Here is a 15,905-nt window from a genome sequence, read left to right on the forward strand (position 1 = left end):
GACACCATGGAACCACGCTGGACCCATCGGCCGCCCGGCTCGAACTGGGGAGATTTCGGCCCGGACGATCAGAAAGGGCGCCTGAACTGGCTGACCGCCGACGCGGTGCTGCGCGGCGTCGCGGAGGTGCGCGAAGGCCGCGTGTTTTCGCTGAGCCTGCCGCTCGACGTGCCGCGCGGCGGCGGGTTGAACGCACGGCGCCGGCCGCCGGCGATCATGCCGGCGCTGCTGGGCGACAAGCCGTATTTCGGCTATCGGGCGGATGAACAGGTTGCGAACGCAACCGATGTGGTCTGCGACGATTCGTTCTGCATGCATTCGCAGTTCTCGACGCAGTGGGATGCGCTGTCGCACGTCGGCTCGCTGTTCGATCCGGCAGGTGACGGCGAGCGGGCCCGCGTGTTCTACAACGGCTACCGGATGGACGAGCACATCCAGGTGCCTGAAGCGGGTGCGCCGCGCGGCGGCGCGCGTGCGCTCGGCATCGAGGTGATGGCGCAGACGGGCGTGCAGGGGCGCGGCGTGCTCGTCGACCTGCGACGCCACTTCGGCGACGAGCGGCGCAAGATCGGCTACGCGGAGTGGATGGCGGTGCTGCGCGCGGACGACGTGATCGTCGAGCGCGGCGACATCGTGTGCGTGCATACGGGCTTCGCCGATCGCCTGCTCGATGCCGACGCGCGCGGCGAACCCACTGCGCCGGACATGTGCTGCGTGCTCGACGGCAACGACCCGCGCCTGCTCGAATGGATCGACGCGTCGGGGCTCGCCGCGCTCGCGGCGGACAACCACGCGGTCGAGGAGCGGCCGCGCGATGCGCGGGCGCGCGAGCGGCCCGGCGCGCTGATGCCGCTGCACGAGCTGTGCCTGTTCAAGCTCGGCATTCACCTCGGCGAGCTATGGCACCTGACGCCGCTCGCCGACTGGCTGCACGCGCACCGGCGCAACCGCTTCCTGCTGACCGCGCCGCCGCTGCACCTGCGCGGGCTCGTCGGGTCGCCGGTCAATCCGGTCGCCACTGTATGAACGCCGGCGCCGCGCGCATGCCGCGCCGGCGCCGGGTGTGCCGCTTCGCCGCTTCGCCGCTTCGCGCAGGCCGCGCGGGCGGATCATCGAGGAATCGCCATGTCTCATTCCCATGCGGCGTCGATCGCCGCCCGCATCGACCGCCTGCCCGCGACGGCCAGCATCTGGACGCTCGTGCTGTTCCTGAGCGTCGGCGGGTTTTTCGAGGTCTACGACCTGTTCCAGATGACCTACCTGCCGCCCGGGCTGATCCGCGACGGCATCTTTCACGCGGGCTCGCACGGCGTGCTCGGCATGTCGGACCAGGGCGCGCTCGGCGCGGCGACGTTCGCCGGGCTGTTCGTCGGCGAGATGTTCGTGTCGCGCCTCGCGGACCGCTTCGGGCGGCGCGCGCTGTTCACCGGCGCGCTGCTGCTCTACACGGCGGCGAGCCTGGCGATGTGCGTGCAGACGCATGCGCTCGGCATCCTCGTGTGTCGTTTCATCGCGGGCTGCGGCATCGGCGCGGAGCTGATCACGATCGGCGCGTTCCTGACCGAGCTGGTGCCGAAGGCGGTGCGCGGCCGCGCGTTCGCGCTGTGCTTCGCGGTCGGCTATCTCGCGATGCCCGTGCTGGCGCTGGTGTCGTGGTTATGGGTGCCGCACGATCCGCTCGGCATGTCCGGATGGCGCTGGGTCGTGCTGCTCGGCGGCAGCGGCGCGGTTTTCGTCTGGTGGCTGCAGTCGCGGTTGCCGGAGTCGCCGCGCTGGCTCGCCCACACGGGCCGCGAGGCCGAGGCCGAAGCCGTGCTGCAGCGGCTCGAGCAGGCCGTCGAGCGGGAATCCGGCCGGCCGCTGCCCGCAGTCCCGACGCCGGTCGCGGCGGCCACGGCCACTGCCACTGCCGCACAGCGCGCGCCGTCGATGTGGGATGCGCGGCATCGCGGCCGCACGACGATGCTGATCGCGTTCAATGCCTTCCTGAGCATCGGTTTCTTCGGTTTCAGCCAGTGGCTGCCGACGCTGCTCGCCGCGCAGGGCGCAAGCGTCACGAAGAGCCTCTGGTATGCGTTCGTGATCGCGTTCGCGTATCCGGTGTCGCCGTTCGTCGCCGGCCTGCTCGCCGACCGGGTCGAGCGCAAATGGCTGATCGTCGCGTCGGCGTTCGGCGTTGCGCTGTTCGGCACCGCGTTCGCGATGTCGGCGCAGGCGCCGTTCGTGATCGCGTTCGGCTTGCTCGTCACGCTGTCCAACACGGTGCTCGCGAGCAACGGCACCGCGTACCAGTCGGAAGTGTTTCCGACCGAGATCCGCGGGCGCGCGCTCGGCTTCGTGCATTCGATCGGCCGCCTGACGGGGATCGCGAGCAGTTTCATCGTCGCGCTGCTGCTCGAACGCGCCGGGGTGTCGGCCGTGTTCGTGCTGATCGGCGGCAGCATGCTGATCGTGATGGTGTCGATCGGCGTGTTCGGGCCGCGCACCAACAACCGGGCACTGGACGAGATCGCGGACGGCGCCGGGAACGCGGCGGCGTTGCGCGGGCTCGCCGAAGCGCCGGCCGGGCATGTCGATGGGCGGCGAAAATTGGGCTAGGGCCTGTTCACGCTAATAACGGGCTTGCGAACGTGCCTTTCCGCTCGCAGTGCAAGGAGTAAGGAGCGCCGTTTGGCCGTGCCAAACAAGCGACGCACGACGCCGCAATGTGGGCGGAAAGGCACGTTCCCCTGTTTAGAAAAATTCGTTCGTGGGGCTGGCCCCCAGAAGGGCCGATCGCCGCGTCATGCTCCTCGCGAATACGTCGAGTATTCGCTTCGTCCCACGGGGACTTCCGTTGGTCGTCGCAATCCTTGCGCTCGGCCCTTCTGGGGGCCAGCGCAAGCCCGTTATTAGCGTGAACAGGCCCTAGCATCCTGATTCATCGCGGCAACCGGGCACCTCGCCCATCGACCATCGCCATGAAACCCGTTGCCGTCGTATTGCACGGCCCGACCAGCGCAGGGAAGAGCAGCCTGGCCAGGGCGCTCCAGCAAGGGTCGGACGTGCCGACGTTTCACGTCTCGCTCGACGCGTTCGTCGAGATGTCGCGCCGACGTGACATGCGATCGGACGAGGAGCTGAATCAGGCGCTGAGACTCCATCAGCTCAACCTGCAGTCGACGCTCGCACGGATCGCGGCCAGCCATTTCGAGATCGTGCTGGATCTCGTGCTCCGGGATCCGGCCGCGCTCGACGCATGCCTTGCCGCGCTGTCGCCGCGTCAGACCTTTGTCGTCGGCGTGACGTGCCCGCTGGACATCCTCGAACAGCGCGAACGCGCGAGGCCCGATCGCGGCGAGGGCATGGCCCGCTCCCAGTTCGGGCATCCGGCTTATTCGCGGCCTTACGCGCTGCGCATCGACACGTCGACATGCACGCCGGAAGAGGGCGCGCGCCGCATCCGTGCCCACGTCGACGCGCAGCGCGAGTGATCGTCGTCGCGCTTGATCCTGACAGGCTGCGTTCTCCCTTAAACTCGCCGGCACCGAATGTCATCGGCCACGCGGATGATGTCGTTCGCGCGCGACAAATTGCATGGTGCGGAGAAACGGGACATTTGCGATGAAACCGATTCCGAAACATTTGTGCCGATAACCGGTTTTTCGCGTTTTGAACGGATTGAATGCGGATTTCAAGCGAATTCACGCGCTGACGGGCCGTGCGGAGCGGTTCCTGCGGGTAAACGCGACGTTGCCGGCCCGTCGTGTCCAGACAGGGGATTCATGGATTGAATGCGCGCCGATTCAAAATATAAATTTCGGAAAGACTTTGGCACGGGATATGCTTCGCAGTTCTTATCCGAATGGAACATGCGCCGGCTATTCGTCGGAAAAATCAGGCTGGAGCATGAACCGCCCGGATCTGACAAGCCGATTGTTTAGAGGATGAACAGTTTGTGAATTCGGCGCGGCAGTGCGAAGCTGCCCGCGGAACAGCGTCGTACACGGATTGAGTTGGGTGACTTGAAACGCAGGCCGTAACTCCTAGCGACGGCCACTACTGACAGTTCAGGATATGACATTACTGATTGGGGTCCCTCTGGAGACGGCCAACGAGGAACGGCGCGTAGCGACGGTTCCCGACGTGGTCGAAAAGCTGATCAAGCTCGGGTTCTCGGTGGCCGTGCAAAGCGGTGCCGGCACCGGCGCGAACTTCAGCGACGACGACTACCGCACGGCCGGGGCCGAAGTCGTGGCGACGGCCGCCGATCTGTGGGGCCGCAGCGATATCGTCCTCAAGGTGCGCCCGCCGAGCAGCGAGGAAGTCGCGCTGTTGCGTGACGGCAGCACGCTGGTCGGCTTCGTCTGGCCGGCGCAGAACCCCGAACTGATGCAGCAGCTGGCCGCGAAGCGGGCCACGGTGCTGGCGATCGATTCCCTGCCGCGCACGCTGTCGCGCGCGCAGAAGATGGATGCGCTCACGTCGATGGCCGGCGTGAGCGGCTACCGCGCCGTCATCGAGGCGGCCCATGCGTTCGGCCGTTACTTCAACGGGCAGATCACGGCCGCGGGCAAGGTGCCGCCGGCCAAGGTGTTCGTCGCCGGCGCGGGCGTCGCCGGCCTCGCGGCCATCGGCACGGCCGCCGGCCTCGGCGCGATCGTGCGCGCCAACGACACGCGCGCGGAAGTGGCCGACCAGGTCAAGTCGCTCGGCGGCGAATTCGTCAAGGTCGACTACGAGGAAGAGGGCTCGGGCGGCGGCGGTTACGCGAAGGTGATGAGCGAAGGCTTCCAGCAGGCACAGCGCGCGATGTACGCGCAGCAGGCCAAGGACGCGGACATCATCATCACCACCGCGCTGATTCCGGGCAAGCCGGCACCGAAGCTCATCACGGCCGAGATGGTGCAGTCGATGAAGCCGGGCAGCGTGATCGTCGACATGGCCGGCGAGCAGGGCGGCAACTGCGAGCTGACGGTGCCGGGCGAGGCGGTGGTCCGCCACGGCGTGACGATCGTCGGCTACACGGATCTCGCGTCGCGCCTGGCGCGACAGTCGTCGACGCTGTATGCGACCAACCTGCTGCGCGTGATCGAGGAGCTGTGCAAGGCGAAGGACGGCACGATCAACGTCGACTTCAATGACGACGCAATCCGCGGCCTCACGGTCATCAAGGAAGGCAACGTGACCTGGCCGCCGCCGCCGATCCAGCAGCCGGTCGCGGCACCGAAACCCGCCACGCCGCCGGTCGCGGCAGCTGCGTCCAAGGGGCACGGGCACGGCAGCGGCGCGCCGATGTCGGCGAAGTCGCTCGCCATCACGTTCGCCGTCGGCGCACTGGCGTTCCTGCTGGTCGGCCAGTTCGCGCCGGCCACGTTCCTGTCGCACTTCACGGTGTTCGTGCTCGCCTGTTTCGTCGGCTACATGGTGATCTGGAACGTCACGCCGTCGCTGCATACGCCGCTGATGAGCGTCACCAACGCGATCTCGTCGATCATCGCGATCGGCGCGCTGGTGCAGGTCGCGCCGCCGCTGGGCGAGGCCGCGGCGGAGGGCCGTCCTTCGGGGCTGATCCTCGGCCTGGCGGTGGGTGCGCTGACGCTCACGGCCGTCAACATGTTCGGCGGCTTCGCGGTGACGCGCCGCATGCTGGCGATGTTCCGCAAGTAAGGAGACGACAACAATGACTTCCAACCTGACTACCGTCTCCTATATCGGCGCGGCCATCCTCTTCATCCTCAGCCTGGGCGGGCTGGCGAACCCCGAGACCGCGCGCCGCGGCAACCTGCTCGGCATGATCGGCATGCTGATCGCCGTGCTCGCCACCGTGCTCGGCCCGCGCGTGTCGGCCGAAGGCATTCCTTATATCGTGGCTGCACTGGTCGTCGGCGGTGCCGTCGGCCTCGTCGCCGCGAAGAAGGTGCAGATGACGCAGATGCCCGAACTGGTTGCGCTGATGCACAGCCTGGTCGGTCTGGCGGCGTGCCTGGTGGGTTTCGCGAGCTACATCGATACGTCGGTTCAGTTCACGGGTGCCGAGCACGCGATCCACGAAGTGGAAATCTACGTAGGCATCCTGATCGGTGCGGTGACCTTCGCGGGCTCGGTCATCGCGTTCGGCAAGCTCTCCGGCAAGATCGGCGGCAAGCCGCTGCTGCTGCCGGCACGGCACTGGCTCAACCTCGCCGCGCTGCTGATCGTGATCTATTACGGTCGTGCGTTCCTGCATGCGGAGACGATCCAGGACGGCATGACGCCGCTCATCGTGATGACGGTGGTGTCGCTGCTGTTCGGCGTGCACATGGTGATGGCGATCGGCGGCGCGGACATGCCCGTCGTGGTGTCGATGCTCAACAGCTACTCGGGCTGGGCGGCGGCGGCCACCGGCTTCATGCTCGGCAACGACCTGCTGATCGTGATCGGCGCGCTGGTGGGCTCGTCGGGTGCGATCCTGTCGTACATCATGTGCCGCGCGATGAACCGCAACTTCATCAGCGTGATCGCAGGCGGCTTCGGTACCGGCAGCGGTGCGCCCGCGGCGGCCGGCGCCGGCGCGCAGCCGGCCGGCGAAGTGGTGGCGGTGAGCGCGCTGGAGACGGCCGAGCTGCTGCGCGATGCCAAGAGCGTGATCATCGTGCCCGGGTACGGGATGGCGGTGGCGCAGGCCCAGCACACGGTGCATGAGCTCACGAAGGTGCTGCGCGAGAAGGGCGTCGACGTGCGTTTCGCGATCCATCCGGTGGCCGGCCGCATGCCGGGGCACATGAACGTGCTGCTCGCCGAGGCGAAGGTGCCTTACGACATCGTGATGGAGATGGACGAGATCAACGGCGATTTCCCGGAAGCCGACGTGTCGATGGTGATCGGCGCGAACGACATCGTGAACCCGGCCGCGCAGGAAGATCCGGCCAGCCCGATCGCCGGCATGCCGGTGCTCGAGGTGTGGAAGGCGAAGACCTCGATCGTGATGAAGCGCAGCATGGCGTCAGGCTACGCGGGCGTCGACAATCCGCTGTTCTACAAGGACAACAACCGGATGCTGTTCGGCGATGCCAAGAAGATGCTGGACGAAGTCTTCGGGGCGTTGAAGGCCTGACGATCGGGGCGCACGGACGTGTGGGTGCGCAGGGTCAGCGGCCGTGGTGTCGAACGGCGGGTTGATCGGGGCCCGGCACGCCCGCCATGCGTATCGGGAAGGTCACGGAAGTGCGAGACGGAATCGGGTGTTTCGCACTTCCGGGAAAAAAGCGCGATCGATCGTCGGTGCGCGGATCGAAGAACTACGCCAATGATGCCGTTGGAGCGGGCGGCGGCTCCATCATCGGCATGACGATTGCCGGAGCCTGGCCGGCCTCCGGAATGGTGCTGGTCGACCGCAGTCCCGTGTGAAGGTGCTATCGCGCGTAACCGCACGAATCAGGCACCAGATCCTTGCCAGCCGCCGATACCGCAGCTTGCCGCGAACGGTACCGGCGCCTCTCCTCCACGTTCCTCATGTCACGCAGCCGCGCCGGTTTTTTCCACGCGACTGCGCGTGACGAGGTTGCCTATCCAGCCGCTCCCAGTTCCGCGAAACTGGTGATCCTTGCGTCGCATGCGCGCGCCAGCGCCAGGTCGTGGCTCGAAAAAAAGACGGCACGGTCCGCGGCCAACGTCCTGAACAGGTCGACGAGCACCGCGCGCGACGCGGCGTCGAGCCCGTTGCCCGGTTCGTCTGCGATCACGACGGTGGGCGCGCCGAGTGTCGTCGCCGTCAGGAACAGTTTCTTGCGCGTGCCGAGCGACATCTGCTCGAAGCGCTTGTCCATATGCGGGGCGAGCCCGAATCGATCGGCCAGCTCGAGCGTGCGGGTGTCGACGACGGTTTTCTTGGCGGCCGCCACGAGATCGAGAAACGCGCGACCGGTCTGGAACGGATACGTCAGGCAATCGTCGGGTACATACGCCAGCGCGGATTTCGCCGCGAGCGGCGCGGTGCGCAGCGAATGGCCGCCGAGCCAGACCTCGCCTTCGTCCGCGTCGATCGTGCCCGCGAGAATGCCGAGCAACGTCGATTTGCCGCTGCCGTTTTCGTCGCACAGCGCCACGCACCCGGCGCCGGATGCGAAGTTGAGCCCTTGGAAGATGACGCGCTTGTCGAAGCGCTTGCCGAGATTGTCGAAGCGGAGCATGGATCGGGTAATCAAACGAAAACTTGCCAGGCCAGCGTGACCCAGACCACGGTCAACGCGATGCCCAGCAACACGGATTGTCGGGACGCGTAGCGTTGCGGCAGATAGTGTAATGCGACGAGCGGTGCGCCCGAACACACGAGCGCCGCCGCCATCCGCGATGACAGCACGCCGTGCGTCACCAGCAACAGCGGGGCGACGGCGGCGAACGGCAGCGCCAGCGCGGCAACGGTCAGCCAGTCGGCCCGGCGCTTCGCAAAGGTCGACAGCGGCAGCGATCGCATGAAGTGCGACGCATGCAGGTGCGCCGCTCCCAAATCGCGATAGGTCGTCGCCGCGATCAGCATGATGACGGCCTGCGCGATCAGCGTCAGCGGAACGGCGCGCTGGTCGAACCCCCATAGCGCAAGCAGGAAGCATGTCGAAGCGGTGACCGCACCCATCATCAGGCAGTGCCCGGCGGTGCTCGCGGCGCGGTCCCGCAGGATGCCGATCTGCAGCCTCGCGATGGGCGGCAGCCCGTTCCGGACACGGACGCGGATCGCTTCCGCGATGCGACGCGAGAACGCCCCCGGCATTTCCGAACGGGCGGCCCGCGCAGGGGCCGTATGCGCAATCGTGAAAGCGGCGAGCAACAATGCCACGGTCAGCCACGCGGGACGTAATGCGCCCTCGGCGTGAAAGCCGCCGATCAGGAAGACGTTGGCAACGATCAACGCGATTGCATTGCGCAGGTTGCGCGACAGCGCGGTCAATTGCCATCCGAGCGTGATCAGGAACAGGTCGAGAACGAACAGATAGTTGATCGCCTTTTGCGGCAGGAAGGCGAGCGCGATGGCGGCGGCAAGCACGGGCAGCAGCAGCGGCGTACTCGCGACGATCACGACGATCGTGTCGATGGCGCGACGGCGGCCGCTGGAGACGGGCAAGGACGCGAGGAAGGTGGCGAACGGCCCCCCGGTGATGGCACGACGCTGCGCCAGCACCCACAGGATGCCCACGGCTTCGAGCAGATGCACCCACGCGAACCGCCATTCGATGCCATGCGACGGTGCCAGCGCCGCGAGTACCGGCGCGCCCAGAATTCGCGTCTGCGAAAACACCGGCATCGCCGGCAGCAACAGCATGGCCAGCAGGAGCAGCGCCTGCCAATGCCTGCGCAGCAGGTTTGACGTCGCGAGTGCGTACCACCTGAGTCGGCAAGACAACATCGCTTCCAGCTCCCTTTCACCGAGCAAATGAACCCGGCATCGTGCCACGGCGGTCGTCGCGGCACAACCATCCCTGCCTTTGGCGGCCGGGGCGGCACGCGCGAGATCGCCGTGCCGCATGAGACACCGACGCCGCGAATCGCCGTGTCGGCCGCGCAAACGGGTGGGGCACAGTGGCACGAGGCCTCCGTCGGCGTGGCATCGGGATTCACGCGCACGACGCCGCCGCGGATCGTTCGGCAGATGCCGGACAGGTGCGCGGCAAGTCGAGACACGCGCGTCATACGGCTCGGGTATGCTGGACGAATGCCGGGCGGATGAGCAGGCAGGACCGCAACACGGCACGCCACACCACACGCGATCGCATCGCAACCACCGGCCGCACCGGGCCGATTTCAACTCAGGAACAGGGATTCGACATGGCGGAACTGGACAACGAGCTGTATGAGCGGATCGGCGCGCTGAGCGACGCGGGCGATGCGTTGATGGAAGACGGCGACTACGAAGGCGCGCTGGAGAAATTCCGGGCGGGATTCGACCTGCTTCCCGAGCCGAAAACGAACTGGGAGGCCGGCACGTGGTTGATGGCCGCGATCGGCGACGCGAATTTCCTTCAAGAAGACTACGCGGCCGGGTGCGAGAATCTCGGCCAGGCGATGCACTTCCCCAACGCGATCGGCAACCCGTTCCTGCATCTGCGGCTCGGCCAGTGCCAGTTCGAACTGGGCAATCTCGACCGCGCGGCCGACGAACTGATGCGCGCATACATGGCGGGCGGGCCGGAACTGTTCGAGGACGAGGATGCCAGGTACTTGCGATTCCTTGCCACGCGTGCGGAAGGCATCGAGACGCCCTGACGCGCGCCGTGCGTGCCGGCCGGCGGCCGGCATCGCGAGCAGGCTTTGGCGGCCGCGTCGCGTCGCGCCGCGCCGCGCCGCGATGCCGGGCGTTTTCTCCACGTGTGCACGACTTGCCCATGAACCTGACCTTTCCCCTCGCCACCCGGTCAGATGCCGAAACGCTGGTCGCGATTCGCATCGCCGCGATGCGCGACAGCCTCGAGCGCATCGGCCGCTTCGATCCGCAGCGTGCGCGCGAGCGTTTTCTCGCGTCGTTCGACCCGGCGCTATGCCGCTTCATCGAAGCCGATGGCGTGAACGCGGGTTTTTTCGTGGTTCGGCCGCAGGAAGACCACTGGTTGCTCGACCATCTGTACATCGTGCCCGCGCACCAGGGAAAGGGCATCGGCGCGGCCGTGCTGCAGCGGATCTTTGCCGAGGCGGACGCGCAGCGCGTGCCCGTGCGTGTCGGCGCGCTGCGCGGCAGCGATTCGAACCGTTTCTATGCGCGGCACGGCTTCGTGCAGGCCGACGAAGCGGAGTGGGACATCTACTACGTGCGCGAACCGGGTTCGGCGGCGGCGTAGATCGCACATGCCCGCGCGCCGTGACGACGCATGCGGGCTGTGATCCGGGTGAAGGCATCAGCGTTTTCCCGGATATCGAATGCGCGGCGCATGCCGATGATGCAGAGAGAATATAACTACATGATCCGAGGCCAATCATGACGACATCTGCAACAAACGGACCGAATGCGGTATCGCCTGAAACGACCGGGGCGGCAGCGACATCCGACGACGCGGAGGGCGTGCCGTCGATCCTGCTGGTGGACGACGAGCCGAGCGTGCTGTCGGCGCTCCGGCGCGTGTTCCGGCCCGCCGGCTACGAGATCCTGACCGCGGAAAGCGGCGAGGCCGCCCTCGAGGTGCTGGCGTCGACCGAAGTCGACCTGATCGTGTCCGACATGCGGATGCCCGGCATGAGCGGCGCGGAGTTCCTGGCCCGTGCCCGGGCGCTCTACCCGGACACGATGCGCATCCTGCTGACCGGTTATGCGGAGATCGCGTCGGTCATGCAGGCCGTCAACGAAGGCGGCGTCTATCGTTACCTGAACAAGCCGTGGGACGATCACGACCTGCTGCTGACCATCGAACAGGCGCTGGAGCAGCGCCGTTTGCGGCACGAGGCGGCGCGGCTCGCCGCGCTGACGGAAGCGCAGAACGAAGCGCTGCGCCGTTTCAACACGGAACTCGAAACGCAGGTTCGCGCGCGCACCGAGGAACTCGGCCAGACCGTGATGTTCCTCGAAGCCGCACAACGCGACCTGAAAAGCAGCTTCACCGCGATGGTCCAGGTGTGCGCGAGCATGATCGAGATGCGCTGCGGGTCGGCCAGCGGTCACGCGATGCGGGTCGGCGAGATTGCGCGACGGCTCGCGCTGGCCTCCGGGATGAGCGAGCTGCATGCGCAGGACGTCTACTTCGCGGGGCTGCTGCATGGCATCGGCAAGCTGTCGCTGCCGGACGAATTGCTGCACAAGCCGCTCACGCGGATGACGGCGGAAGAGCACGGCCTGTTCCAGCAGCATCCGCTGCGCGCGCAGATGGTGCTGACGCCGGTCGCGCAATTGCACAAGGTCGCGTCGATCGTGCTGCACCAGTACGAGCGCTTCAACGGGCGCGGCACGCCGGACGGGCTGGCCGGCGACTCGATCCCGCCCGGCTCGCGGATCGTCGCGATCGCGCGCGATTTCGAGGGGCTGCGCAATGGCGACATCGGTGCGCCGCATTCGGTCGAGCAGGCGCTCGACGCAATGCGTTCGCAGGCCGGCGTGCGTTACGACCCGCGCATCGTCGAAAACCTGGTCGAACTGATGCGGGACCCGGCGAGCCTCGGCATCGCGGCGTCCGTCGCTGAGATCAAGTCCGCGCAGCTGCGCGAGGGGATGCAGCTCGCCGACGATCTGCGCACGCATCGCGGCGTGCTGCTGATGACCAAGGGCAGCGTGATGTCCGCGCACCAGATCGAGCTCGTGCGCCGCTTCGAGACGCGCGAGGGGACGGCGTTCGACATCCTCGTGCTGGCCGGCCAGGCGGCGAAGCCGGCGCAGGCCGTGCCGAATGCGGGCGCGGCGCCCGCCTGAGCCCGGACGCGCGGCCTGACGGCCGCGGTGCGCACGCGCGCCGCGGCAACGCACTCACCTCGATTCGGGCGCTCGATCATGCACGGCACCTACAATCTTCCGCTCGTCCTGCTGTCGGTCGCGATCGCGACGCTGGCCTCCTATACGACACTCGACCTCGCCGCCTTCATTTCTCTGCTCGACAACCCGAAGCTCAGGCGCATGTGGCTGGGCGGCGGCGCGGCGGCGATGGGGACGGGCATCTGGTCGATGCATTTCGTCGGCATGCTCGCGTTTTCACTGCCGATTCCGCTCGGCTACGCGTTGCCGGATACGGGCGCGTCGCTGGCGATTGCCGTGCTCGTGTCGTACTTCGCGCTGTATGTCGTCACGCGCGCGCGGCTGGGCTGGCGGCGGCTGCTCGCGGGCGGCGTGCTGATGGGCGGCGGGATCGCCGGCATGCATTACGCGGGGATGGCCGCGATGCGCATGGTGCCCGGGATTCGCTACGATGCCGTGCTGTTCGCCGCGTCGATCGGCATCGCGGTGATCGCGTCGACCGCCGCGTTGTGGATCGCGCAGGCGCTGCGCGCGCGGCAGGCGAGCCATGCGACCGCCCGGCGCGTCGGCGCGGCCGTCGTCATGGGCGTCGCGATCACCGGCATGCACTACACGGCGATGGCGGCCGCGCATTTCGCGCCGGACGCGCGATGCGGGGCCGCGAACGGAGTCGACACGCCGTGGCTCGCGACGACCGTCGCGCTGTTTACGACGGGAACCCTGGTCGTCACGCTGTTGCTCAGCCGATTCGATGCGCGCACAACCTTCCTGCGCGGGATGACCGATACGCTCGAGCGGCTCGTGCGCTTGCGCACCGCCGAACTGGAACGCGCGCTGCACCGCTACGAACAGACGACGGCGATGCTGCAGCGTACCCGCGAGAACATGGCGACCGAGATCGACGAACGCAAGGCCGCGCAGGCACGGCTCGAACAGGAGAAGGAGGAGCAGCGGCGCCTGTTGCATGCGCTCGAGGAAACCCACGTGCAGCTGCTGCAGTCGGAAAAGCTCGCGTCGATCGGTCAGCTCGCGGCCGGTGTCGCGCACGAGATCAACAATCCGATCGGGTTCGTCAGCGCGAACCTCAATACGTTGAAGACGTGGGTGCGCAGCCTGCTCGACGTGATCGCCGCGCATGAAGCCGCGCTGCCGCAGCTCGACCCGGCCGCGCGCGATGCGCTGACGGCACTGGGCCGCGCGGCGGACCTCGACTACGTGCGCGGCGAGATCGCTACGCTGATCGACGAGTCGATCGACGGCGCGCTGCGCGTGCGGCGCATCGTGCAGGACCTGCGCGATTTCTCGCGTCCGGCCAGCGACGAGTGGAGCGTGGTCGATCTTCGCGCAGGCCTGGAAAGCACGCTCAACGTCGTCCACAACGAACTCAAGTACAAGGCCGAGATCGTGCGCGACTACGGCGACGTGCCGCTGGTCGAATGCCTGCCGTCGCAGTTGAACCAGGTCTTCATGAACCTGCTGGTGAACGCGGCGCAAGCGATTCCCGAGCGCGGCGTGATCACGATCCGCACGTCGAGCGACGGCGAGCAGGTGTCGATCGCGATCAGCGACACCGGCACGGGCATGACGCCCGACGTCGTCCGGCGGATCTTCGATCCGTTCTTCACGACGAAGCCGGTCGGGCAGGGCACGGGGCTCGGCTTGTCGGTGTCGCACGGGATCGTCGAGCGCCATCGCGGCACCATCGACGTGACGAGCGAGCCCGGGCGCGGCACGACGTTCTGCGTTCGGCTGCCGATCCGGCGGGCCGGCGGAAGCGTGAACCAAAGCACGAACGGGAACGCGGCCGTGGCGGAGGTTAGCGCCGGTCCAGCAACGTATCGCTCAGGACACTGAACGCCGCGGCCGGCAGCTCGTGCAGATGCTCCACCACGCTGCTGACTGGATAGAACGCTTCGACGGAATCGTCGAGAATCCCGACGCCGATCAGTTCGACGCGCCGCTCGCGCAGCGCATCGACGCGTGCGCGCAGGTCGGTGCGCAGGATCGCCGGGTTGCCGTCGCCGGTTGCCGGATAACCGTCCGACAGCACCATCAGGATCCGCCGCCGCGCACGCTGCGCCAGCAGCCGTTCGGCGGCCCAGCTCAACGCCTCGCCGTCGGGATTCTCGTGGCCGCATTCGATGCACGCGAGGCCGCTCGGGTTGTCGGAATCGAACCGCTTGTAGACGCGCAGGTCGAGCCGTTCGACGAAGCGGTTATAGCCGAACGTGTCGCGGCCGGCGTCGATCCAGCGCTGGTAATGCGCGCGCATCGCGGCGTCTTCGACGGAGCTGTAGCCGAGCACTTCGCACGCGAAGCCGAGTTGCATCAGCGCATCGCACAGCGCCGCCGCGCACGGCCGGGCGAGCTCGATCTTCCTGCCGGCCATCGACCCGCTGCAATCGATCAGCAGGCCGACGGCCGCATCGCGCCCGGGCGCGGCGCGGCGGACACGGAACGGCGTGCGGTAGCCGGGCGACGTGACGAGGCGGGCGAGCGCCATCCGGTCGAGTTCGCCGCGCTCCTGTTCGCGCTTCCAGCGCGTCTGCTCGTCCACTTTCAACGCGCGTTCGAGTCGCAGCTTGAGCGGTTCGGTCTGCGCGCGGGCCGCGCTTCGCAGGCGGTGCCAGCGCGCCGCGTCGCCCTTGCCGGTGAAGTCCGTCACCGTGTCGAATGCGGTGGTCAGCGGGACCGACAGCAGCGGCCGATGGTCCGCGGACAGGCGGATCGCGCCGGGTGTCGCATCGCCCGGCGTCGATGATGCCGCGGACGATTCCGTGTCGGCGATCGCGCCGGCGCCCGATTCGGCCGAAACCGGCGCACGTGCATCGTCCGGCGCGCCGGGTCCGTCCGATTCGAATTCGGCGGCGATGCTGTCGCTGTCGATCGTGCTGCCCGGATCGGCCGTGAACATCATGTTGTTCGCACCGGCCGACGCCAGCGCGCGGACGCGCTCGACGATCCGGTGCGCGGCGCGGATGCTGTCGGCCGTCGAAGCCGTGGCGCGCGCTTCGTCGACGAGATCGTCCGACGCGGCGAGCGTCGCGTCGAGCGACGGGACGCGCTCGATCGTGGCTGGCGCTTCGTCCCACAGCGCACGCTCGATGCGCCATACGAGCTTGTCGCGCCACGCCATCCGTGGCCAACGTCGAAGCGTATCGGCGGCCGACGCCACCCGCATTTGCCGCAGGAACGTCATCGCGCCGGGATAGCGCGCAACGAGGCGGCCGGCCGCGCGCCGGTCGTCGATCGCCTGCGCAATCGCGCGCACCGCGGGCGACGCCAGCGCGGCAACGTCATCGATCGCGCCGAAGCGGACACGCGCCGCGTGGAGGTCGACGAGGCCGACGATCGCGTCGTCGTCGACGTCGCCCGCGAGCAGCGTGTCGGGCAGCACCAGCAGGTCGCGCTGCGCGAGCGGGCCGTGGCGCGCGAACCGTACCTCGATGCCGTGTCGTTGCGCGAGCGTGCGGGCCAGCCGGGTCAGGTGGAGCGAGCGCGCATCGTCGTCGCGGTCCATCGC

13 protein-coding genes are annotated in these 15,905 nt (G+C 67.8%); 10 read left to right on the forward strand and 3 right to left on the reverse strand.

All coding sequences use genetic code 11. The features are described 5' to 3' along the window. Positions 1-6 precede the first annotated feature (6 nt). The 6 genes from DPV79_RS01810 to DPV79_RS41910 all read left to right on the forward strand — a co-directional run bounded on the left by DPV79_RS01810 (position 7) and on the right by DPV79_RS41910 (position 7,368). On the forward strand, positions 7-1,026 hold the full coding sequence (locus DPV79_RS01810) for a cyclase family protein (protein WP_059648676.1): 1,020 nt from the start codon (positions 7-9) through the stop codon (positions 1,024-1,026). Between the two features lie 99 nt (positions 1,027-1,125). After that, the gene (locus tag DPV79_RS01815) at positions 1,126-2,598 is read left to right on the forward strand and encodes an MFS transporter (RefSeq protein ID WP_113044612.1); all 1,473 of its coding nucleotides are present in this window, start codon (positions 1,126-1,128) and stop codon (positions 2,596-2,598) included. Between the two features lie 362 nt (positions 2,599-2,960). After that, on the forward strand, positions 2,961-3,473 hold the full coding sequence (locus DPV79_RS01825) for a chloramphenicol phosphotransferase CPT family protein (RefSeq protein WP_113044614.1): 513 nt from the start codon (positions 2,961-2,963) through the stop codon (positions 3,471-3,473). Between the two features lie 583 nt (positions 3,474-4,056). Then, positions 4,057-5,649, forward strand: a complete 1,593-nt coding sequence (locus tag DPV79_RS01830; protein ID WP_113044615.1) for a Re/Si-specific NAD(P)(+) transhydrogenase subunit alpha — start codon at positions 4,057-4,059, stop codon at positions 5,647-5,649. A 13-nt stretch (positions 5,650-5,662) separates the two neighbouring features. Beyond that, positions 5,663-7,075: a Re/Si-specific NAD(P)(+) transhydrogenase subunit beta gene (pntB, locus tag DPV79_RS01835; RefSeq protein ID WP_027792749.1), complete on the forward strand. Its 1,413-nt coding sequence runs from the start codon at positions 5,663-5,665 to the stop codon at positions 7,073-7,075. A gap of 86 nt (positions 7,076-7,161) precedes the next feature. Beyond that, positions 7,162-7,368, forward strand: coding sequence for a hypothetical protein (locus tag DPV79_RS41910; protein ID WP_133295602.1), 207 nt, complete (start codon positions 7,162-7,164; stop codon positions 7,366-7,368). A gap of 158 nt (positions 7,369-7,526) precedes the next feature. On the opposite strand, the gene DPV79_RS01840 is transcribed toward DPV79_RS41910, so the two are convergent. Next, the gene (locus DPV79_RS01840; protein WP_059688242.1) at positions 7,527-8,150 is read right to left on the reverse strand and encodes an ABC transporter ATP-binding protein; all 624 of its coding nucleotides are present in this window, start codon (positions 8,148-8,150) and stop codon (positions 7,527-7,529) included. Between the two features lie 11 nt (positions 8,151-8,161). Next, on the reverse strand, positions 8,162-9,481 hold the full coding sequence (locus tag DPV79_RS01845) for a hypothetical protein (RefSeq protein ID WP_133295603.1): 1,320 nt from the start codon (positions 9,479-9,481) through the stop codon (positions 8,162-8,164). 197 nt (positions 9,482-9,678) lie between these two features. Between DPV79_RS01845 and DPV79_RS01850 the strand changes: the two genes are divergently transcribed. From DPV79_RS01850 to DPV79_RS01865, 4 genes are all read left to right on the forward strand, one after another. Continuing rightward, positions 9,679-10,218: a tetratricopeptide repeat protein gene (locus tag DPV79_RS01850; RefSeq protein ID WP_226233671.1), complete on the forward strand. Its 540-nt coding sequence runs from the start codon at positions 9,679-9,681 to the stop codon at positions 10,216-10,218. Positions 10,219-10,337: 119 nt separating this feature from the next. Next, positions 10,338-10,787 carry a GNAT family N-acetyltransferase gene (locus DPV79_RS01855; RefSeq protein ID WP_059648670.1) on the forward strand — a complete coding sequence of 150 codons (450 nt, stop codon included), beginning with the start codon at positions 10,338-10,340 and terminating at the stop codon, positions 10,785-10,787. Between the two features lie 137 nt (positions 10,788-10,924). Then, the gene (nosR, locus tag DPV79_RS01860; protein ID WP_113044617.1) at positions 10,925-12,343 is read left to right on the forward strand and encodes a response regulator c-di-GMP phosphodiesterase, NosR family; all 1,419 of its coding nucleotides are present in this window, start codon (positions 10,925-10,927) and stop codon (positions 12,341-12,343) included. A 78-nt stretch (positions 12,344-12,421) separates the two neighbouring features. Next, positions 12,422-14,236 (forward strand): histidine kinase, encoded by a 1,815-nt coding sequence (locus tag DPV79_RS01865; protein WP_059492834.1) that lies wholly within the window; start codon positions 12,422-12,424, stop codon positions 14,234-14,236. Here the strand turns inward: DPV79_RS01865 and DPV79_RS01870 are convergent. Further along, positions 14,199-15,902 carry a cobaltochelatase CobT-related protein gene (locus DPV79_RS01870; protein ID WP_113044618.1) on the reverse strand — a complete coding sequence of 568 codons (1,704 nt, stop codon included), beginning with the start codon at positions 15,900-15,902 and terminating at the stop codon, positions 14,199-14,201. The genes DPV79_RS01865 and DPV79_RS01870 overlap by 38 nt on opposite strands. Positions 15,903-15,905: the final 3 nt, after the last annotated feature.

Origin of the sequence: Burkholderia reimsis (assembly GCF_003294055.1) — a bacterium.
GTDB lineage: Bacteria > Pseudomonadota > Gammaproteobacteria > Burkholderiales > Burkholderiaceae > Burkholderia > Burkholderia cepacia.

What these genes read in the sequence shown, in the direction of transcription:
- DPV79_RS01810 (WP_059648676.1), top strand. Translation starts at nt 7, where the DNA reads ATGGAACCACGCTGGACCCATCGGCCGCCCGGCTCGAACTGGGGAGAT.
- DPV79_RS01815 (WP_113044612.1), top strand. Translation starts at nt 1,126, where the DNA reads ATGTCTCATTCCCATGCGGCGTCGATCGCCGCCCGCATCGACCGCCTG.
- DPV79_RS01825 (WP_113044614.1), top strand. Translation starts at nt 2,961, where the DNA reads ATGAAACCCGTTGCCGTCGTATTGCACGGCCCGACCAGCGCAGGGAAG.
- DPV79_RS01830 (WP_113044615.1), top strand. Translation starts at nt 4,057, where the DNA reads ATGACATTACTGATTGGGGTCCCTCTGGAGACGGCCAACGAGGAACGG.
- pntB (WP_027792749.1), top strand. Translation starts at nt 5,663, where the DNA reads ATGACTTCCAACCTGACTACCGTCTCCTATATCGGCGCGGCCATCCTC.
- DPV79_RS41910 (WP_133295602.1), top strand. Translation starts at nt 7,162, where the DNA reads ATGCGTATCGGGAAGGTCACGGAAGTGCGAGACGGAATCGGGTGTTTC.
- DPV79_RS01840 (WP_059688242.1), bottom strand. Translation starts at nt 8,150, where the DNA reads ATGCTCCGCTTCGACAATCTCGGCAAGCGCTTCGACAAGCGCGTCATC.
- DPV79_RS01845 (WP_133295603.1), bottom strand. Translation starts at nt 9,481, where the DNA reads ATGCGGCACGGCGATCTCGCGCGTGCCGCCCCGGCCGCCAAAGGCAGG.
- DPV79_RS01850 (WP_226233671.1), top strand. Translation starts at nt 9,679, where the DNA reads ATGAGCAGGCAGGACCGCAACACGGCACGCCACACCACACGCGATCGC.
- DPV79_RS01855 (WP_059648670.1), top strand. Translation starts at nt 10,338, where the DNA reads ATGAACCTGACCTTTCCCCTCGCCACCCGGTCAGATGCCGAAACGCTG.
- nosR (WP_113044617.1), top strand. Translation starts at nt 10,925, where the DNA reads ATGACGACATCTGCAACAAACGGACCGAATGCGGTATCGCCTGAAACG.
- DPV79_RS01865 (WP_059492834.1), top strand. Translation starts at nt 12,422, where the DNA reads ATGCACGGCACCTACAATCTTCCGCTCGTCCTGCTGTCGGTCGCGATC.
- DPV79_RS01870 (WP_113044618.1), bottom strand. Translation starts at nt 15,902, where the DNA reads ATGGACCGCGACGACGATGCGCGCTCGCTCCACCTGACCCGGCTGGCC.